Source organism: Chryseobacterium gambrini (assembly GCF_027920505.1).
Taxonomy (GTDB): domain Bacteria; phylum Bacteroidota; class Bacteroidia; order Flavobacteriales; family Weeksellaceae; genus Chryseobacterium; species Chryseobacterium gambrini.
This window is the reverse complement of sequence record NZ_CP115857.1, coordinates 4,027,493-4,045,230: the sequence shown is the minus strand read 5'-3', so window position 1 is coordinate 4,045,230 and position 17,738 is coordinate 4,027,493. Positions and strand designations below refer to the sequence as shown.

The window sequence follows — 17,738 nt, the reverse complement described above, 5'->3', positions numbered from 1 at the left end:
TGTTAATTAATATCAACCTGTCCTCCGGTTATTTTGGTATTTCCTTTAAAATTTGCCGTAGCTTCTCCCGCTTTGATATCCACTTCAGCACCTGTAATAGAAATCTTATCAGAAGTAATGATAATTTCGCTGTTGCCAACTTTTAATTTAACCTGTTTAACTCCTGTTAAATCAATAGTTCCTGTATTATCCATTGTAAAAACACTCTTCCCTTTTCCTACTTCTACTTTATGAGTATTTCCCACATCTGCAATATGATCACAGCCGACTTCCAGTTTTTTATTGTTTCCGATTTTATCCGTTTTATTATTCCCGACCGTTTTGGTGCTGTCATTATTTGCATTGTGTACTACGTTCCCAGCTCCGTCAAATTTCATATTCGCGCCACCCTGATCGGTAAGAAAAACAGAACCCGCTCCATCGTCCAGTTCAAGCTTATTTCCGCTTCGGCTGCTTAAGCTTTTAATATTATTTCCGGCTCCGCCACCTGCACCAATTGCACCATGAAACATTCCGCCCATCACGAAAGGTCGATCGGGATGCTGATGAACAAAATTAACGATCACCTGATCCCCGACTTCCGGAATTGCCATAAAACCACGGTTTTTATTCACTTTATCGCTGCTTCCCGCATCTGGAGTCATTACACGGATGTATTCTGTAGTGGTTGCGCCGTTTTGCCAGTCGAATTGTACCCTTACTCTTCCCTGATTCATCGGATCTGAGTTGGAAATCACTTTGGCAAACTGAGGTTCCGCCTTCGGCAACTGAAATTCAGGACGCGGAATAAATCCTGTGTCTGAAGCAATCGCTTCAAAAGTTCCGGTGTAATATCCTCTTGCATCTACTTCATGATTAACTTCAATAATCATTAATTTAGTGAAATAAGCAGTCGCGTTCGTATCGGTTTTTCTCATCTCAATATCGGCAATACAACCCGGATAAAGAAAAGGAATGGTAGTTTCACCCGAAGTAATGAAAACATCGGAAGCTTTACTTCCGGCGGTTCCTTTCTGTGAAGCATCAATATCCATAAAAGAGGCTGCTTTAATGGGAGCAACTCTTAAGGATGGCGTCGTAAAAGTTCTTTCTGAAATTTCATACGCTCTTTTGGCAATATCTGAGGTATGACTGATTTTTGAATTACCCGTTGTTAATTTTTCGTTTTTACTGCTGTTGTAGCCGTAGAATGTAGGATTTACGTGCTGTGCTTTCATTTTGATCTTCACATCATTCACGCTGCTTCCGTAGGTAAGCTTTACAGGTTTTTCCTGTGGAGGAAGTTTTCCGAAATGCAGCACTTCACCGTCATAAAAAAACTGTTCGCCATAGGCTTCCGCAATTCTTGCCAGATAATTGTATTGGGTTTCTTCATACTGAGAGCTGTAGGAAACATTTCCGTGTTGTGCATCTACGCGAAAATCGAATTTTCCATGTCCGAAACCTTCTTTAATCACCTCATTGGCTATGCTGTTCAGGCTGATTTCCTGTGCACCGCCAAAACTCTGAATATGTGGAGCCGCATCCAGCAAAACCGTCGGACTGCATCCTGAAAGAACTATATTTCCGAGACTTCCTTTTTCCTGACTGAATCCTACTTCCGTAATAACTCCTACAAAACTTCTTTCCGGACCGTCTTCGAGGTCTTTATATTTAAAAATTACGGTAATTCTTTTGCCTAAAAAATTCTGGGCTGCTTCCAGATTATGATTTTCTGCGCTTCCCAATGTATCGTGTGCTAATAAAAGACTGAATTCATGATGTCTTGTCGCACTTTGTTTTAACTGAAAGTGTTTAAAATGCTTTACCGCTTTTCCCTCAACAACAATATCCAGCTTTACCACGCGGTTGATTCCCTGAATCTGACTTTCGGGAATTGCCTTTGCATTATGTATTTTCGAAGTCGGCTGCTGAGACCAGAATTTTTCATCCACCAAAACAGGTTTATTCGGCTGTAAATTCTCATTCATCAGCATCGAAGATTCTCCTGTTAAAGAAGGCGTTTGGGGCATATTTTCATCCTTAAACATAGCCTGATATTTTGTGATTTGATGTGTTTTGTTTTAAATGCTAAAATTTATCCGACCTTACATCAAATAAATTTTTATTATCGAATTTCAATGTAACTTCTATTTTTAAAGAATTCATTGAAAAAGATGAAATAATTCAGTGTAAAAAAGAAAAAACAGAATAGCTACTCTTTTGAGCCATGCTATTCTGTAACCAATTTTATTTTTACTAAGATGATTGTTGTGTTTTGAATTACTTAGCTCCCGGCCATAAACCTTCGTATTTGGAATTTCCGTAGTCGATGGTTTCTGCGCTGATGACAAAGCTGATGAGCATACTGTTTTCATCCACTGCATCGAAATCCACCTCATGCTGGATTACATATCCGTTTTCCCATCCCAGAGTAATTAAAGTCCCTTCTTCATGAGATTTGTTGAAGGTGATTTCGCCGGTTGTCGGTTTGTATTTTCCGTTAAGTAAGCTTTCAAGGATGTCGGATTTTTCAGTAGCTTCCACTGTAACCTTAATCAGTGCATTGGAAGGATCTGATGCCACTCTGCCGGAAACATCTGTAGATCTTGAAACGCTGTAGTTCAGCTTTAATAATTTTTGTCCTTCGCCGCCGTTGAATTTTAAGATTCCTCTTGAATTTGCTGCCATGATTCGTAAATTTTAATCGTTAATATTTTGTGATTTGGTTGATTTGGTATTCCAAAGATAGGGCACCTTTTCTGAACCCAAAAGGAATTAAACAGTAATCTCAGTTTTTGTAGTAGTTCTACGACTTTGTGTAGTAATTCTACGATTAAAGAAATATTTTTAAAATTAAAATATTAATAATCAAATATTTAAAATGTTTTAAAATATGAAAATACAGCTAAATTTACACACCAAAAAGGGAAATATTAAGATTTAATTAAGACATTTTTACTATTTCTTAACGGTTAAAAATTGAAATTAAAACAAGAATTCCGATGAAAAATCTTTCACCGGAATTCTATAAACTAAACTGAGAACTGATAATTATTTTATTGGTAGGAATCGTGGAATTCCCTGTCTGTCCTGAATATTCTTATGCTGTCTGCTTTCACAGGCTGATTTTTGATGGAAATATCAAAACTGCTGTTATCTTTTGCCACTTTAAAATCTAGCTGAAAATCTTTTCCCGCTTTTTCAAACTCGCTGTTGAGCCTTTCCCAGTTGAAGTAAGCTCTACCGATAAACTGTTCGCCTTTTGCGGTTTCCCATGTGAAATTCAGCTCTTTCGGAACCGCTCTTTCTCTTAAAGGAATTTTACCAATCCACGAACGGAGAATAATTTCCTCTTCGGCATTGTAATAACTGATATTGGATTCGAACAGTTTAAAAGCCGGATTTTCTGAAGTAATCTGCGGTTTCCAATTGTATTTTTTTCTGTAGTCTTCCCATTCTTTAGATTCCGCATCCAAAAATCTGTTCTTTTTCATTTCCTCACGCGTTACGGAAAGTTTCGAGAAAAACTTCTGCTCAAGCTGTTGATCATCTTTTACCATTTCAGCCTGAAATTTTCCCAGCTCAATCTGAACGGCTCGGAATCTCAGCCATACTACAACCATCCCTTTCGGGGCAAAACCAAAAACAAGCGTTGTAAAACTGTTGTACGGATTTTCTGCGCTGCTGTATTTTTCATTCCTTCCCAGATTTTTATATTCTTCCAAAGGTTTATCATAAAAAGAAGCTTCGCGCTGCGCATACGCACGCTGCATATAATCTTTAATTTTTTCCACCGGAAAATCTGCCTTCAGATGATAAAAAGTATCTTCATATCTTGAAAAATAAGTAACATCTATTCCGACGGGAGTTCCGTTCTGTTCTGTCCAGCCTTTCCCTGAATTTCCCCACGTTCCCGACGAACTTCCATAAGGCAGACTCGCGGGAACACCTTCCAGAGTGGTGATTTTATCTTCCACTGGCGTTACAATCATATTGTTATTCGGACTGCTTATTTCTACGTTAAATTCCGGCAACTGTTCTTCTTTCATTTTCTGGCAACTTATATTCTGAAAAAGGAGGATTAAAAAAAATACTATTTTTATCGTTTTATCCATTCTGTATGTTTCTTTTGCGGTATTGTGCTGCCAATGCACCTCTTCTTTTCGGGGCATTGTCGTTGGGTCGTGCATCCAGACCGATCTGGTTGGCTTTTACAGACCAGTGAAGATATTCGTTTCTTAATTTTTTAAGATCTTCTTCCTGAATGTGACCTAAATACGAAATCGCTTTGATATCCTGTTTGTATTTGGCAACTGAAGGTTTTTTTCCGGCTTTAAAATCTTCTACATAGGTATTTCTGAGCTGGTTACACGCGTTGGTGTAAGTAGAAAGCTGACTGTAAATTCCGGTTAAAAAAGAATCTGTTATTTTATGATTTTCGTTGATGAGATCTTCGAGATATATCACTTCATGCTGTTTGGAATAATGAAACATCTGGTTCAGCGGGATTTTATCATATTTATTGGATAACTTTCTGGTTCCCACGAGACCGTAATACATAGAGGTTTTATTCCACCATCGGTCGTAATTCACATCTTTCTGCCTGAAATATTTAATTTCCAACTGCTCATCATGATACCATCCTTCCTCGACCACAATTTTTTTAAATGCTTCGCATTCTTTGTGGGTGTTTACATTGTTATATGGATCGTAAGAATCGCAGTATAAAACGGAAGTTTCATCTCCTTCTCCGTAAGATCCGCCAATATCAGAATGCACTCCGGGAAGGGTAAATTCCAGCCCATATAAACCTGTACTGTCGATATTCGTTAAATCAAAATTATCTCTGTATTCATCATCCGAAGCAAGCTGAAGCACAAAATTTACTTTTCCGCCTCCGATGGTGTCTAAACCAAGTTGTTTTGTATCGTCATCAATCCCGAAACCTCCTCTGTGGTTAAGTCCGTAAGAAGCAACGGTATCGTACAGTCCTGCAAAACGGAATTTTATTTCCTTCACATCCAGATCCTGCGCCAGAAGACAGGCTCCGAAATATCCGTGCCGCATGATGAACTGCGACTTGGAGCCATCTTTATCCTTTATTGTAACCGTTTCATTATTAATGAATTCGGGAGGAAAAACCTGTAACGTTTCCTTTCCCAAAGCATAAGAAATTATTCCCGGAGAATTTGCAACGTGTATAAAATGTCTCGCCGCCGCCGCTCCCCTGCTGAAGCCGAATACATTTACGGTAAGAACGCGGATGGGTTTCGTGTTATTTTTAAGTTTATTCACGATCGCTTCAGCTCCTCTTTTGCATCCTTTTGCCACTTTTGCCACCACTCCGGTATCTCCGGTTCCCTGTGCAACACCTTTTAAAATGCTGTCGCTTTTTCTGTCCTCCGTTCCGATTCCTTCAATATACCATGAAACCTGATTCTGTGCATTCGGATCAATCGTATCATAACCACGGGCGACGTTCGTGAACTCGTTGTTGTAACTGTCGTCTTTATCGCTGCTTGCTTCTTTGAAATCTCCGCCAAGCCGGGTATTGGTTTTGTTATTCTGGGTTCCGTCAAAAAAAAGATTAAGGCTTATATCGATGGTATTAACGGGTTTATCATCGGGATTAATGGTTTCTGCTTTGTTATAGCTTACTCCCGTTCCGTTTCCCTTCTGTTCCACGGTTGCCGCACTGTTATGACTGATGCCTTCTTTGGCAAAAGTTCTGGAATCTCCATCAAAACGGGTGACCGCTTTACCTTCTACAAAATATTCAATGCTCATTTTTTAGTGATTTTTAGATTTCTCGCCACTATTGTTCTGAACTTCTTTTTCTGCGTGATGTTCCACTTTTCCCTGACTGTTGACCTCAACGCCTTTAAGGCTTGTCAATTTATGTTCTTTTTCGCCATAGACTTCCATATCGCCTTTTACGTAATGACTCATTTTTCCGACAACATTCGTCATGAAATCGGCTCCTGTAGAAAGATATTTCATAGAACCTACGCTTTCGGTATGGTTTGCCATGATGGTGTCGGATTTATTCATTCCGACATTGGTGCTCATATTTTCGCCGACGTTGATGTTCATGTTCCGGCAATTGAACGTCATGGTTTCTGGAGCTGTAATGGTGATGTTGCTTCCGGTGGTGTCTAAATGAATTTTATTTCCCGATTTATCGGTAATGACGATGCTTTCATCCTCTGTAAAAATAATTCTGTGACCGCTTCTCGTCTGAATAGATTTTACTCTGTTATCCACACCACCGCCGAGACCGATTCCGCCATGAAACATTCCGCCCATCACGAAGGGTCGGTCGGGATGACTGTGAACAAAATTCACCATCACCTGATCTCCCACTTCGGGAATTGCGACATATCCTCTGTTTTGGTTCACCTGATCGGTTCCTCCCGCATCAGGACTCATCATTCTGATAAAATGCGTTGTATCGTTGGTTTGCCAGTCGAATCTTACCTGAACTCTTCCCTGTCCTTCCGGATCTGTATTGGAAATTACGGTGGCGATCTGCGGTTCTGCTTTTGGAATTTTAAATTCGGGTTTTGGTAAAAATCCGGTGTCTGAAGCTATTCCTTCGAAGCTTCCTTTGTAATGACCGATGGTATCAATTTCATGAGTAACTTCCGTCACCATGATTCTCGTAAAATAATCGGATTCGTTGCTGTCTAATTTTCTCATCTGAACATCCACCACACAACCCGGATGCAAAAAAGGAACGGTTGTATTTCCTGAAAATGAAAATACGCTCACCGCTTCACTTCCCGCCGCACTTTTCTGAGAATATTCCACATCAAGATGAGTGGAAGCTTTAATGGGCGCAACCTGTAATGCAGGGGTTTTATATATTTTTTCGTTGTGGGAATAAGCTGTTTTTGCCAAATCTCCCACATGCTGAACCGGCGTTTCGCCCGAAGTCAGTTTTTCATGTTTGCTGCTGTTGTAACCGTAAAACTGGGGTTTTGTGTGTACTGCTTTTAATTCAACCTTAATATCATTGGCGCTGCTCCCGTAGGTTAATTTGATCGGTTTGTTCTGAGGCGGAAGTTTTCCGAAATGCAATACTTCGCCGTCATAGTAAAACTGTTCGCCATAGGCTTCAGCCATCCTCGCCAGATAATTGTAGTGCGTTTCATCGTACTGACTGCTGTAAATAATCTGCGAATAATCGTTGGTATCCACTCTTACATCAAAACGGCTGGAATCGATCCCTTGTTTGATGACTTCGTTGGCAATAATTCCCATATTAACCGGTGAACTTCCGCCAAAACTCTGAATATGCGGCGCTCCATCGAGTAAAATGGTCGGGCTGTACCCTGTTAACACAATATTTCCAAGGCTCATTTTTTCCTGACTGAAACCTACTCCTGTAATGACTCCGACAAAGGTTCTTTCGGGGCTGCTTTCAATATCTTTGTAGGAAATAACGGCTGTTAAACGTTTTCCGAGAAATTTATTGGCTTCTTCAAGAGTATGAGTCTGTCGGTCACCTAAAGCATCATGAGCCAATGTCACGCTGAATTGGTGGTGGCGTTTTGTACTTTGGGTAAGTTGAAAATGCTTGTAATATTTAATCACTTTTCCTTCGATCACCAGAGAAAGTTTTACCAGACGGTTGATTCCTGTGTGATGATTCTGAGAAATTCCGTCTGCATTCTGCGATGGGCGGAAGGAAGGATTCTGTAGTATATTTTGTGATTCTGTTTTCATATTTCCTGTGATTTGGTAGGTTAAACATGATCGCTTAGTGTTCTACTGTGCGGTGTTTTGTGTATTTCCTTCTTTTACGGATCTTGAAAGAATTTTAGTTTTTCTCAATAAAAAATCGGGCATCAGATCGGTAGGAAGGTATAAAGTGCCTTCTCCTTTTTTCTGAAGTTCATCGTTGATATTGGGATTCCATGAAAGTAATTTATCTACATCTACATCCAGTTCATCAGCAATGATGTTGAGATTGAATCCTGCATTGATCTCGGTTTCTGCCAATTGCCCACTGTTTTTTCCGCTTCCTCCTTTTACGAAGAAAACGGTGTTCATTCTTGAGGAATTATAGTTTGCCAGAACATTTTGGAGTTCTCCGGTTGCGTAGCATGCATTCAGATATTTTTTAACATGATTGATGGTTTCTTCCGGCAAAAACTTACAAAAAATATGGTACTGAGTAGAGTTTGCAGCGGTCATGGCTTTGGCAATATTTCCTTCTCCGCAGTTGTAAGCAGCCACTACAGTGATCCAGTTGTTGTATTTTTTGTAGAGATTGGCTAAGGAAACTGTTGCTGTTTTTGTGCTTTTGTAAATATCCGTTCTGTTCTGTTCGGTTAATCCGTATTGATTGGCGTGAGCGGTCATAAATTGCCAGACTCCCACTGCTCCGGCTCCGGAAGCTATATTTCTGTTGAAATGGGATTCTATTAAGGCTAAATTTCTCAAATGTCTCGGTAAACCTTTCTGAACCAGAGAATATTCAATAAAATCTACAATTTCTCTGTTGGCATTAATGATGCTTTTGTATTTCTTCACACTGCTTTCCGAAGTATCGGAAGCAGCAAGAAACTGTGCGTTCGTAAAATGAGAACACAACAATACCATTGCGGTTAGAAAAATATTTTTGAGATTTGGGTTCATTGTTTTTATGCTTTTGTGAAAAGTTCTTTAAACAGATTCACTATTTTCTTACTCTACTTTCCAGCTCAGTTTTTCTTCTTCGGAATTCCAGTCGACATGAATGGTCTGTCCGGATTTTACTTCTTCTCTTACGATCATTTTCGAGATCGGTCTTGCCAATTGAGAACGTATCACTCCTGAGATCTGTCTTGCTCCGTATTTGCTGCTAAATCCGCCCAATGCAAGATTTTTCACGGCTTCATCGGAGATTTTCAGGCTCATTCCAAGTCGCGCTAAAGAATTGTGCAATGATTTTAACTGAATATTAAAAATTCTCTCGGCGATGGATTCTGTAATTGGCGCAAAAGGAATAATTTCTGTAATTCTCGCTAAAAACTCAGGTCTGAAACGTCCTGAATTCGACATGATCTGCATTAGGGATTTTGATTCCGGGATTTTTCCTTCTTCAAACTGTTTTACGATTTCTTCGCTTCCGATATTTGAGGTAAATAAAATCAGTGCATTGCTGAAATCGCCTTCTTTTCCAAGTTTATCATGAACTTTTCCTTCGTCCATGATCTGTAAAAACACATCAAAAACCGAATGATGGGCTTTTTCAATTTCATCAAATAACACCACAGTGTAAGGCTGCTGTCTTATTTTGTTGACGAGCATTCCTCCTTCTTCGTAACCTACGTATCCGGGAGGTGCACCATATAAAAGTGCGGCTGAATGTTCTTCTTTAAATTCAGACATATCGAAACGAACCATTGCTTTTTCGTCGTTGAAAAGGAGTTCTGCCATCGATTTTGCCAATTCGGTCTTTCCGGTTCCTGTTGGTCCCAAAAGGAAGAATGATCCAATGGGCTGTCCCGGTTTATTGAGTCCGCTTCGGTTTTCAACAATTGCATCGGAAAGGATTTTTAAGGCGTGATCCTGCCCTACAACACGGTTCATTAATAGAGATTCCATATTCAGCAGTTTCTCTTTTTCCTGCGCCTGAATTTTCCCGATCGGAATGTTTGTTTTTGCCGCCATTACCGCCGCGAGTTCAAGACGGTCTACTTTTTCTCTTTTCTTTGAGGCGTGCTGCAAAAGTTCGGCGTAGCTGTCTTCAATAATTTTCTGAATCTGTTCCATAAGCATGGAATTGTCGATTTGCGGCTGCTCACTTAAAGATCCCCATAAAATCGGACTTATTTTGTCTCTCAGCAGATTGTAATTCCAGATCAGTTCGTCTGCTTTGTCTTTTTCATCGAAATAATCTTCGCTCTGAAGCTTTTCGTAGGTTAATTTCCAGCTTTCCAGTTCTTTTTCTGAAAGTTCGTCGAGCATTTTAATCGCCGCCATGGTTCTGTCTAAGAGATCGATGGCTGCATCTGGAAGTTTTTTGCCTTTTGCATATCTTTTTGCCAGACGGACACATTCGGGAAGAGCAGTTTTCTCTACTTCAATTCCGTGGTGTTTTTTGTAACCTTCGAGTAAAACGTCGATCATTTTAACGCAGGTTTTTTCATCTGGTTCCTGTACGGTAAGCACTTCGAATCGTCGGTTGAAAGCCTGTTCCGGCTCAATAATTTTTCTGTATTCTTCCTGAGTGGTGGCTCCGATAACGGTAATTTCACCTCTTGCCAATTCAGGTTTAAGCAGATTGGCAACGTTTCCGATGCTTCCTTTGGGATCTAAAAGGGTATGAATTTCATCAATAAAAAGAATGGCTTTTTCTATCTTTTTACATTCGTTGATGACTTTTTTCAGACGGTCTTCAATTTCCCCTTTGTAAGAGGTTCCTGCCAGTAATGCTCCGGTGTCCAATTCCAGCAAAGTTCCGTTTTTAAGCATTTCAGGAACATTTCCTTTGGTGATTTCAATGGCAAAACCTTCTACCAAAGCGGTTTTCCCGACTCCGGGTTCTCCGATAATAATGACGTTGGGTTTGCTTCTCCGGCAGAGAATTTCGACCAGCATTCTGAGTTCTTTGTCTCTTCCGATGATGTTTTCAAGCTCTCCTTTTCTTGCCTGTGCGGTTCTGTCTGTGCAATAGCTTTTTATGGAAGGAAAAGACGGGTCTGAATAATCTGAACCTTTTGAAAATATTGAAGAAAATTCTCCGTTTTCCGAACTTTCGTAAGGCGTATCTTTTCTGTATAAATTAAAAATTTCGTGTTCTCTGAGAGGAAGGGATTTGAGCTGCTGTAACGTAAAAGCGACCTGAGGTTTTACAATTGCCGTTAGAATGCAGATCGGGGTAATTTCGTCCAGACCTAATTTCAGACGAATATCATCGGATTCTTCCACAATACGATCTACGGTTTCATCTTCTCCGGCTTCGTTGGGAAGATGGGTGGTTTTAGGATAATCTTCAATGCGAACATCTGCCCATTCGTAGAAATATCCGGGATCTTTGTCGATGCTTTTAAGGAATTCGTTCAGCCCGATGTCTTTGTGCATGAGTGCCTGCAAAATGTGCGGAGCTCCGTAGGTGGCATTGTAATTTTCCTTCGCGATGGATTGTGCTATATGAAATAGCTGCTTTACAGTCTCATTGGTAACTAATACTCCCATTGTACTATTCAGATTAATATTTGGTGTGTGGTGATTGGTGTTCTTCGGGTTTGGATTTTCCTTATTTTTTTATGGGATGAATCTATAACCTTCTGAATTTTTATTGTTTACTAAGTTAACTGTTTTTTCTCAAAAACGGAAAAATATGTCTTAATAATGTGATTTAGAATAATTATTTTAACAAAATTTAATTAAAAATGGTAAAAAAAGACCGCCTTGTGTGACAGTCTTTTGTATGAATACGAATGAAATGAATTGTTTAGCTTGATGGCCAAAGACCTTCGTATTTGGAGTTTCCGTAGTCGATGGTTTCTGCGCTTACCACGAAACTGATGAGCATGCTGTTTTCGTCTACGGCATCGAATTCCACTTCATGCTGGATCACGTATCCGTTGTTCCATGAAAGGGTGATTAATGTACCTTCTTCGTGGGATTTGTTGAAGGTGATTTCGCCGGTTGTGGGTTTGTATTTTCCGTTCAGTAAGCTTTCCAGAATGTCTGATTTTTCGGTAGCTTCTACGGTTACTTTGATGAGCGCATTGGAAGGATCTGAAGCTACTCTTCCGGAAACATCCGTAGATCTTGAAACGCTGTAGTTCAGCTTCAGTAATTTTTGCCCTTCTCCGCCATTGAATTTTAAGATTCCTCTTGAATTTGCTGCCATGACAGGTAAATTTTAATCGTTATTACTATTTTGTGATTCGGTGATTGTGTAACAAAGATAAAGCGGCAATTTTTCTTCTGAAAGTTTTTAAATATCAATTTGAAATTTTGTCGTATTTCTACGATTCGATGTCGTAATTCTACGATCGTAGATTTAATATTGCCGTAATATTCCTTTATTATAAATGACTTACAGCAATTCTTTAAGAGAAAAAACACTATTGTTTTTTACACCAAACTGAGAAATAGTATATTCAATCCCGATTTCTTTTACCCATCCAGAATCTTTATGCAGTGTATATTTTCCGATGAAATCAAGCACATTTTCGTGTGAATTTATATTCTGGCGGAGAACGATTTCATGATCTTCAAAATGTTCCACTTTCTGCTGAATATGAATTTCTGTATTTTCTTCGCCGATTGACTGTGTAAGATAAGATTTTCCGTTTGTAAAGCTGTTTCTTAGGTCGGCAAAATAATTTTTGATGAAAATATCGTCCTTCATTCTGCTGTGGAAAAGTGAAGGATCGAGAACAATCCGTTTGAATTCATCAAGATACATTTTCGCGTATTTATCGGGGAAAAGATCTTCTAAACGTTCTTTTATTTTAGTAAAATTATCCAATGTTTCTTTTGGTAAAGCTATCAGTACAATTCTGCCTTTATCATCAGTTCTTACCTCAACAGGATTCAGTGAACGGATGGATTCTGAAGCGAGATCTGCCATCATGCTTCCCGATTTTTCCGAAAAATTATTTTTGAAGAGATGAAAAATATGAACATTGTCTTCTTTCCGAATCCACTTTACTGAAACGGTGTAAGAAAGTGCATTCTTTTTTTCTTCAAGCACATTTTCTTCGGTTTCCCGGCTTTCGACAGTATAAATTTTAGCCAGATTTTCAGGATGGAAAGGGATTTTGGGATTTAATTTAGGATCTTTAAAATCGGCATCGTTGCGGCTGTTGTATTCCTTTATTTTTTGAATATCGGGAATGAGAAGTTTTTTCCGCGGAACAAGGTCATCATATATAAAATCTTCTCTTGCACAATGGGTATTGTGAAATTCTTTAAGGTATTTTGGATTTTCGAGATTAATTTCTTCAGCTATACTTTCCAGCGTTTCACCGGAAAGGATAAAATGAACGGTCATATATTTTGTTTTTTGGCTAAAACTAAGTTAGAGGAAAAATTTTAGTCAGCAAAATAGTTTTGCCGTTTTGATTATCCTGTTAATTTAATGTAAAGTTCACAAGTTTTTTTAATGTGAATCACTTTTTTAAGTTCACAAAGGTTTTCTACTCAGCCAAAAATGCAACCTTTTTTAAAACCATTTTAAATTTAACCACAAAAAAACAGCGCCCGAAAATGGATGCTGTTTCTATTTCAATTATTAATTTTTGATTATTTCTGTCTGTTGAATTCCAGATATTTGTCGCCGCATTGGGTGAAGTGTTCGAATTCGTTCATGGCATTTCCGTAATTCTGGATCACAATTTTGTCACCTTCATACACACCGCCAATTTCGCCCATCATAATATTGGTGATCTCTCCTGTTTTTTCATCGCTTTCCGCAGAAACATTTCCGGCAGCAATTACTTTTGTTTTATCTAAAATTTTAAACGTTGGATTTCCATCCGTATTTTTAAATTCTATTGAAAATCTTGCACCTTCACAGGTTGTTGCGATAAATTTTCCTTCAACAGAAGTTTTGGAGACGGTCTTTTTTGTATCTTTTACTTCCGGACTTTCTGTTTGTTCATCAGATTGTGCTGAATCTTTTTTCTCAACAGGAACTGCTGTTTTTTCAACAGGCTGAGAAACGGACATTGAGTCTGCTTTTATTGCTTTGTTCTTTGTTTCATTTTTCGAGCAGGAAATGGTGAAAAGTCCTGCCAGTAAAAAAATTCCAATGATTTTTTTTGTAATCATAAGGTATACTTTTGACGTATTTATTAGATCAAAAATACCATAAATTTTAATCCGACCATATTTTTTGTTTTAAAATTAACTGAAAAAGGATTCAGACAATGATTTAAGATGAAAAGTACTGTGGTATTTTAATACTGCGTTCGCAAAGGAAATTCATTCAGCAAATGACAACAGAATATGTTCAAAATATATTTAACGGCAAAAGCGAGATGAATTTAAAAGATTTACAAAAAAAAGAGATTGTGAAAAACACAACCTCTGCTATTTTTAAATTTTCTTCAGAATATATTTGTCATTCGGGGGATTAAGCATATAGATGGTATTTCCCATGAGATAATATTTTCCGCCAATTTTAGCAACAATATATTCTAATGTATCATCTGTTTTGGATTTGATCACAATTTTATCATCAGATGCAGAATTTATAAAAGTTCCTGAAACTAAATTGCTTTCATCATTAATCTTTTCGGTAATGGCAACATTATTTTTATCTGTAATTTTAACCTCATATTTTACCTGATAATCTCCATCCGTTCTTGAAATTTCAAAGTCAGCCTGATAATTTCCTTTCCATTGTGAAAATTCATCAACGACAGTCTGTGCAGATTGACTATCTTTTTTGGTGTCTGAATTTTGTGTTCCAAATGTAAAATGTTCTTCCAGACCTACATTTTCTTCAGACAGCAATTGTACAGGAAGCGGACATTTTTCAATTTTTGAAGAAACGGGAATGGGTTTAAGCTTTATATTTTTATCCAATTCAAAATTCTTTTCGATTTTAAAGTAAGATTGTTTTGCATCGAAAGTTCCTACCGCAATTCCTTTCCGGTTGCTATCAAAAATAACATTTAAAGAATACATTTTATCATCGGCAATTCTCAAAGTATCTTTTAAAATATCTTTGTTATCAAAGAAAAGCAGGTAATTAGATTTCTTTCCTTTTTGGTCTTTTACGACAATATTTTTAACGTAATAATCGTCAAAAGAAGTACCTGTATAATCTGGCTCGAAATAAGTATTTCCTTTTGCGGCAAAAAGATTATCTAAATTTTTTGAACTGTAGCTATCGTCTTTTATATTTTCTTTATCAACAGTAAATTTTGTATTGATGTGATCCTGTGACTGATATTTTTTGCATCCGATAAAAATAAACAGCAAAAGCTGTATTAGCAATAATCTTTTAGAATAGTTCTTCATATATAGTCTTATTTTTTATATGTATGGTTTGTTTTGGCTGCTTCATCCTGATCTTTTGTATCGTAAGAATTCAGTTTTACAAATCTTGCAGGGTTCGTTCTTACCGATTCACCTTTTCCATATGCATCCAAAACTGTTGCCACTTCAAGATGTAAATGAGGCGCTCTTCCTCCGCTTGCAATAGATCCCGAAACTCCGGCATATCCTAAAACGGTTCCTGCGTCCACTTCTTTTTTGGCGTTTGCATCAGCTTCCGTTACCGAAACACTGTCTAAATGCATATAAATAAAGTAGACGTCATCTGTCTCTTTTATATTGATTCCTTTTAGCTCATCGGTAAACTGTGTTTTGTAAGCTACTTTTTTCTCCTGCTCCAAAAGGTCTTTCACATTTTGAATTTTTACTCTTACAATCCATCCTGCAGTTGCAGAATATCTTACCTGATGGATGTTACCTTTTAAAGTTGCATATACTTTATCTTTTCCGGGGATGGCAAAGAAATCAAATCCTGAATGGTATTTTTTGCTTCCGTTGCTGTTTCTTCTGCACCATCCGTATGTTCCGCTGGAAGGTTTTACATTTCCGCCATAGTTATATTTTGTAAGTCTTGGATTATCAACAGGATCATGCCATTTTCCACTCTGCTGTTCTACTTTTGCAGGTGCAGCAGATTTCTGGCATGAAAAGCTCGTTTCTGCATTTGCTTCCCCTTTATTGTACCATTTTTCTATTTCTTCCGCTATTTCCCAAACGTACGTTCTTCCTGTTTCGTTTTTTCCTTCTTTAAAAAATGCAGGATTTTGCTGATAAGCTTTTTGCCTTACCCATTTTGTGTTTTTAATAACTTTATTATTTTTATCATAATCCAGCTGTAAGTTCTTATCAAAAACAACATGATTTCTTTCATTCCCTCTTCCGCAGTCTACAGGCATTAAAATAGCAAGGTAAAAATCTGCCAGTGTATTGAGTTTTCCTTTATAGGGTTCCAGATAATATTCTACGTATGTAAGCTGTTCCAGCTTGGTCATGTTTTTCAGATTTCCGTTTTTTCCGGCAGTTACATTGGTTCCTTTCCTCCTGTTGATATCAGCTGCCGCCGTAGTTCCTATCTGTATTAAGCCTGTGTATCCTAAACTATTGACGATTGCGGGATTGAAAGTACCTCCTGTTTCCAGAGCCATAGCTGAAGTAAGATAATCGGGTTTACAGCCAAGTCTATGCGAAATTTCAATAATTTTTTTGCGTTCCTGACAGGTAAAATGTTTCCCCCAAGACAATTTGGTTTCTTTACACAGGCATGAATCCTTAGTTTCTCCGTTTACCACACTCGTCGTTTTACCTTCCGGTTTGGGAGCCGTGGGTTTTTTATCCGGTTTTACCGTTCCTTTTGATTCTGCCCAGTCCCAAAGTTCATTCCACGCATTTCTTACGGTTTCTGTGAAGGAATCAAATACTCCGCTTGTTTCTTTTTTAGAATCAGATTTTGAAGCGGCGGGTGAACCTGTGGCTTTTGGCGTGGATTTCGGAGCCTGAGACGGCTGAACAGGCGGTTTGTATTCAGGATTTTTTATCACCCTGTTTTCACTTGCGTGTTTTCTGTCTCTGTAATATTCTACCGTTACATAGAATTCCAGTTCTTTAGGATCTCTTTCTCCTTGTGAAGCTTTTTGCATCAAAGCTTTAGTAAGTATGAATTCTGCGGTTGCCGTTCCGGTTCTGCTTACAACCGCTTCTTTGCTGTCTACAAATTTATTTTTAGAGTTATGTCCCTCTCCTGCTGCATCATCTTCCCAAAGCGTAAACAGCAGTTTTTTACCGGCAAGATTTATGCACTGCGCGTTGGCAACAAGTTTTTCCTGATAACTGAAAACGGTTCCCGGAGAATCGTCTGCATAGCGCAGTTCCACTTTATTGATCTTTGGAATTTCTCCCGATTGTGGAGTAATATCAATGGTGGTACTTCCTTTTCCTTCGGGCTGATGAAGATAAGCTTCGAGACGATAGGTATTTTTGGCTGCAACTTCTCCAAAGGTAAAACTTCCGTCCCCCACTTTTTTGATGTTTGTTGTGGTAAAACTTCCGTCGGGACGTTTTTTAAAAAGCTCCCAGGTAACCACAGCAGGATTTCTTTCTTCTGCGGGCGTGGCGGGATACCAGTCTGTAACCATGTAAGTGGTTTTTTCACCAACAACCGGACTTGGGTTTCCTGAGATTTTTGAAACTCCTTGTTTAGACATAGAACGTTTTTTTGGATTAATTAATACGCATCAATTTCATTTTCAAGAACGGTTTCTTTAAAATCCTGCATTTTCACTAAAGGATTGATGTGCTGAACGGTTTTGTTATCCGCATTTTTCACATTCTGTTTACTCATTTCTCCACGCTGTCCGTGATCTTTGATGGTAATTTTACCTCCGATTACACATTGCAGTTCAGAAAATTCGGTGACGATCTTCTTCCCCATAATGGTTACTTTGTCGTATGTTTTCTGCCATTTTCCGGCAGGTGCATAAGAACATGGCAGATAACCTCCTGAAGTAGGTTTCAGTTTACATTTTCCGAAACTGGGACCGGATGGATTAAACTGAAGATCGTCTTCGGTAACGCCAAGAAAATCTGCATTACCCTCGGAATCGTTCCAAAAATGTTTCTGATGGGAGGTAACTTTGTACTGCGGGAACTGATCACCCTGATTACACTGGGCTTTGCCTTTCTGGACAACAAAATATTTGCCGTCATGAGGTGATGATTGCTGTGACATATTTACGTGATTTGGGTAA

General features: G+C 38.5%; 13 protein-coding genes. All 13 read right to left on the bottom strand.

The annotated features are described in order from the left end of the window. Positions 1–2: 2 nt before the first annotated feature. Positions 3–2,030, bottom strand: a complete 2,028-nt coding sequence (locus PFY09_RS18635; RefSeq protein WP_271160692.1) for a type VI secretion system Vgr family protein — start codon at positions 2,028–2,030, stop codon at positions 3–5. 232 nt (positions 2,031–2,262) lie between these two features. Continuing rightward, positions 2,263–2,670, bottom strand: a complete 408-nt coding sequence (gene tssD, locus PFY09_RS18630; RefSeq protein ID WP_084196398.1) for a type VI secretion system tube protein TssD — start codon at positions 2,668–2,670, stop codon at positions 2,263–2,265. Positions 2,671–3,038: 368 nt separating this feature from the next. Continuing rightward, positions 3,039–4,031, bottom strand: coding sequence for a DUF2931 family protein (locus tag PFY09_RS18625; protein WP_271160691.1), 993 nt, complete (start codon positions 4,029–4,031; stop codon positions 3,039–3,041). 58 nt (positions 4,032–4,089) lie between these two features. Then, a complete protein-coding gene (locus tag PFY09_RS18620) occupies positions 4,090–5,769 on the bottom strand; it encodes a T6SS phospholipase effector Tle1-like catalytic domain-containing protein (RefSeq protein ID WP_271160690.1) in 1,680 nt (559 codons plus the stop codon). Between the two features lie 3 nt (positions 5,770–5,772). Further along, positions 5,773–7,710: a type VI secretion system Vgr family protein gene (locus PFY09_RS18615; protein WP_076392047.1), complete on the bottom strand. Its 1,938-nt coding sequence runs from the start codon at positions 7,708–7,710 to the stop codon at positions 5,773–5,775. 42 nt (positions 7,711–7,752) lie between these two features. Then, positions 7,753–8,625, bottom strand: a complete 873-nt coding sequence (locus PFY09_RS18610; RefSeq protein WP_271160689.1) for a lytic transglycosylase domain-containing protein — start codon at positions 8,623–8,625, stop codon at positions 7,753–7,755. A gap of 48 nt (positions 8,626–8,673) precedes the next feature. Next, on the bottom strand, positions 8,674–11,169 hold the full coding sequence (locus tag PFY09_RS18605; protein ID WP_271160688.1) for an ATP-dependent Clp protease ATP-binding subunit: 2,496 nt from the start codon (positions 11,167–11,169) through the stop codon (positions 8,674–8,676). A 259-nt stretch (positions 11,170–11,428) separates the two neighbouring features. Continuing rightward, on the bottom strand, positions 11,429–11,833 hold the full coding sequence (gene tssD, locus PFY09_RS18600) for a type VI secretion system tube protein TssD (RefSeq protein WP_076392041.1): 405 nt from the start codon (positions 11,831–11,833) through the stop codon (positions 11,429–11,431). 189 nt (positions 11,834–12,022) lie between these two features. Continuing rightward, the gene (locus tag PFY09_RS18595; RefSeq protein WP_271160687.1) at positions 12,023–12,982 is read right to left on the bottom strand and encodes a hypothetical protein; all 960 of its coding nucleotides are present in this window, start codon (positions 12,980–12,982) and stop codon (positions 12,023–12,025) included. A gap of 251 nt (positions 12,983–13,233) precedes the next feature. Continuing rightward, a complete protein-coding gene (locus PFY09_RS18590; protein ID WP_271160686.1) occupies positions 13,234–13,761 on the bottom strand; it encodes a hypothetical protein in 528 nt (175 codons plus the stop codon). 267 nt (positions 13,762–14,028) lie between these two features. Continuing rightward, on the bottom strand, positions 14,029–14,958 hold the full coding sequence (locus tag PFY09_RS18585; RefSeq protein ID WP_271160685.1) for a hypothetical protein: 930 nt from the start codon (positions 14,956–14,958) through the stop codon (positions 14,029–14,031). A gap of 8 nt (positions 14,959–14,966) precedes the next feature. Further along, entirely contained in the window at positions 14,967–17,195 is a 2,229-nt protein-coding gene (locus PFY09_RS18580; protein WP_271160684.1) for a M23 family metallopeptidase, read from the bottom strand. 20 nt (positions 17,196–17,215) lie between these two features. Beyond that, positions 17,216–17,719, bottom strand: a complete 504-nt coding sequence (locus tag PFY09_RS18575) for a DUF4280 domain-containing protein (RefSeq protein WP_271160683.1) — start codon at positions 17,717–17,719, stop codon at positions 17,216–17,218. Between the last annotated feature and the right edge of the window lie 19 nt (positions 17,720–17,738).

Excerpts from the sequence above, each read along its gene's own strand:
- PFY09_RS18635 (WP_271160692.1), bottom strand. The coding sequence starts at position 2,030 with ATGTTTAAGGATGAAAATATGCCCCAAACGCCTTCTTTAACAGGAGAA.
- tssD (WP_084196398.1), bottom strand. The coding sequence starts at position 2,670 with ATGGCAGCAAATTCAAGAGGAATCTTAAAATTCAACGGCGGCGAAGGA.
- PFY09_RS18625 (WP_271160691.1), bottom strand. The coding sequence starts at position 4,031 with ATGAAAGAAGAACAGTTGCCGGAATTTAACGTAGAAATAAGCAGTCCG.
- PFY09_RS18620 (WP_271160690.1), bottom strand. The coding sequence starts at position 5,769 with ATGAGCATTGAATATTTTGTAGAAGGTAAAGCGGTCACCCGTTTTGAT.
- PFY09_RS18615 (WP_076392047.1), bottom strand. The coding sequence starts at position 7,710 with ATGAAAACAGAATCACAAAATATACTACAGAATCCTTCCTTCCGCCCA.
- PFY09_RS18610 (WP_271160689.1), bottom strand. The coding sequence starts at position 8,625 with ATGAACCCAAATCTCAAAAATATTTTTCTAACCGCAATGGTATTGTTG.
- PFY09_RS18605 (WP_271160688.1), bottom strand. The coding sequence starts at position 11,169 with ATGGGAGTATTAGTTACCAATGAGACTGTAAAGCAGCTATTTCATATA.
- tssD (WP_076392041.1), bottom strand. The coding sequence starts at position 11,833 with ATGGCAGCAAATTCAAGAGGAATCTTAAAATTCAATGGCGGAGAAGGG.
- PFY09_RS18595 (WP_271160687.1), bottom strand. The coding sequence starts at position 12,982 with ATGACCGTTCATTTTATCCTTTCCGGTGAAACGCTGGAAAGTATAGCT.
- PFY09_RS18590 (WP_271160686.1), bottom strand. The coding sequence starts at position 13,761 with ATGATTACAAAAAAAATCATTGGAATTTTTTTACTGGCAGGACTTTTC.
- PFY09_RS18585 (WP_271160685.1), bottom strand. The coding sequence starts at position 14,958 with ATGAAGAACTATTCTAAAAGATTATTGCTAATACAGCTTTTGCTGTTT.
- PFY09_RS18580 (WP_271160684.1), bottom strand. The coding sequence starts at position 17,195 with ATGTCTAAACAAGGAGTTTCAAAAATCTCAGGAAACCCAAGTCCGGTT.
- PFY09_RS18575 (WP_271160683.1), bottom strand. The coding sequence starts at position 17,719 with ATGTCACAGCAATCATCACCTCATGACGGCAAATATTTTGTTGTCCAG.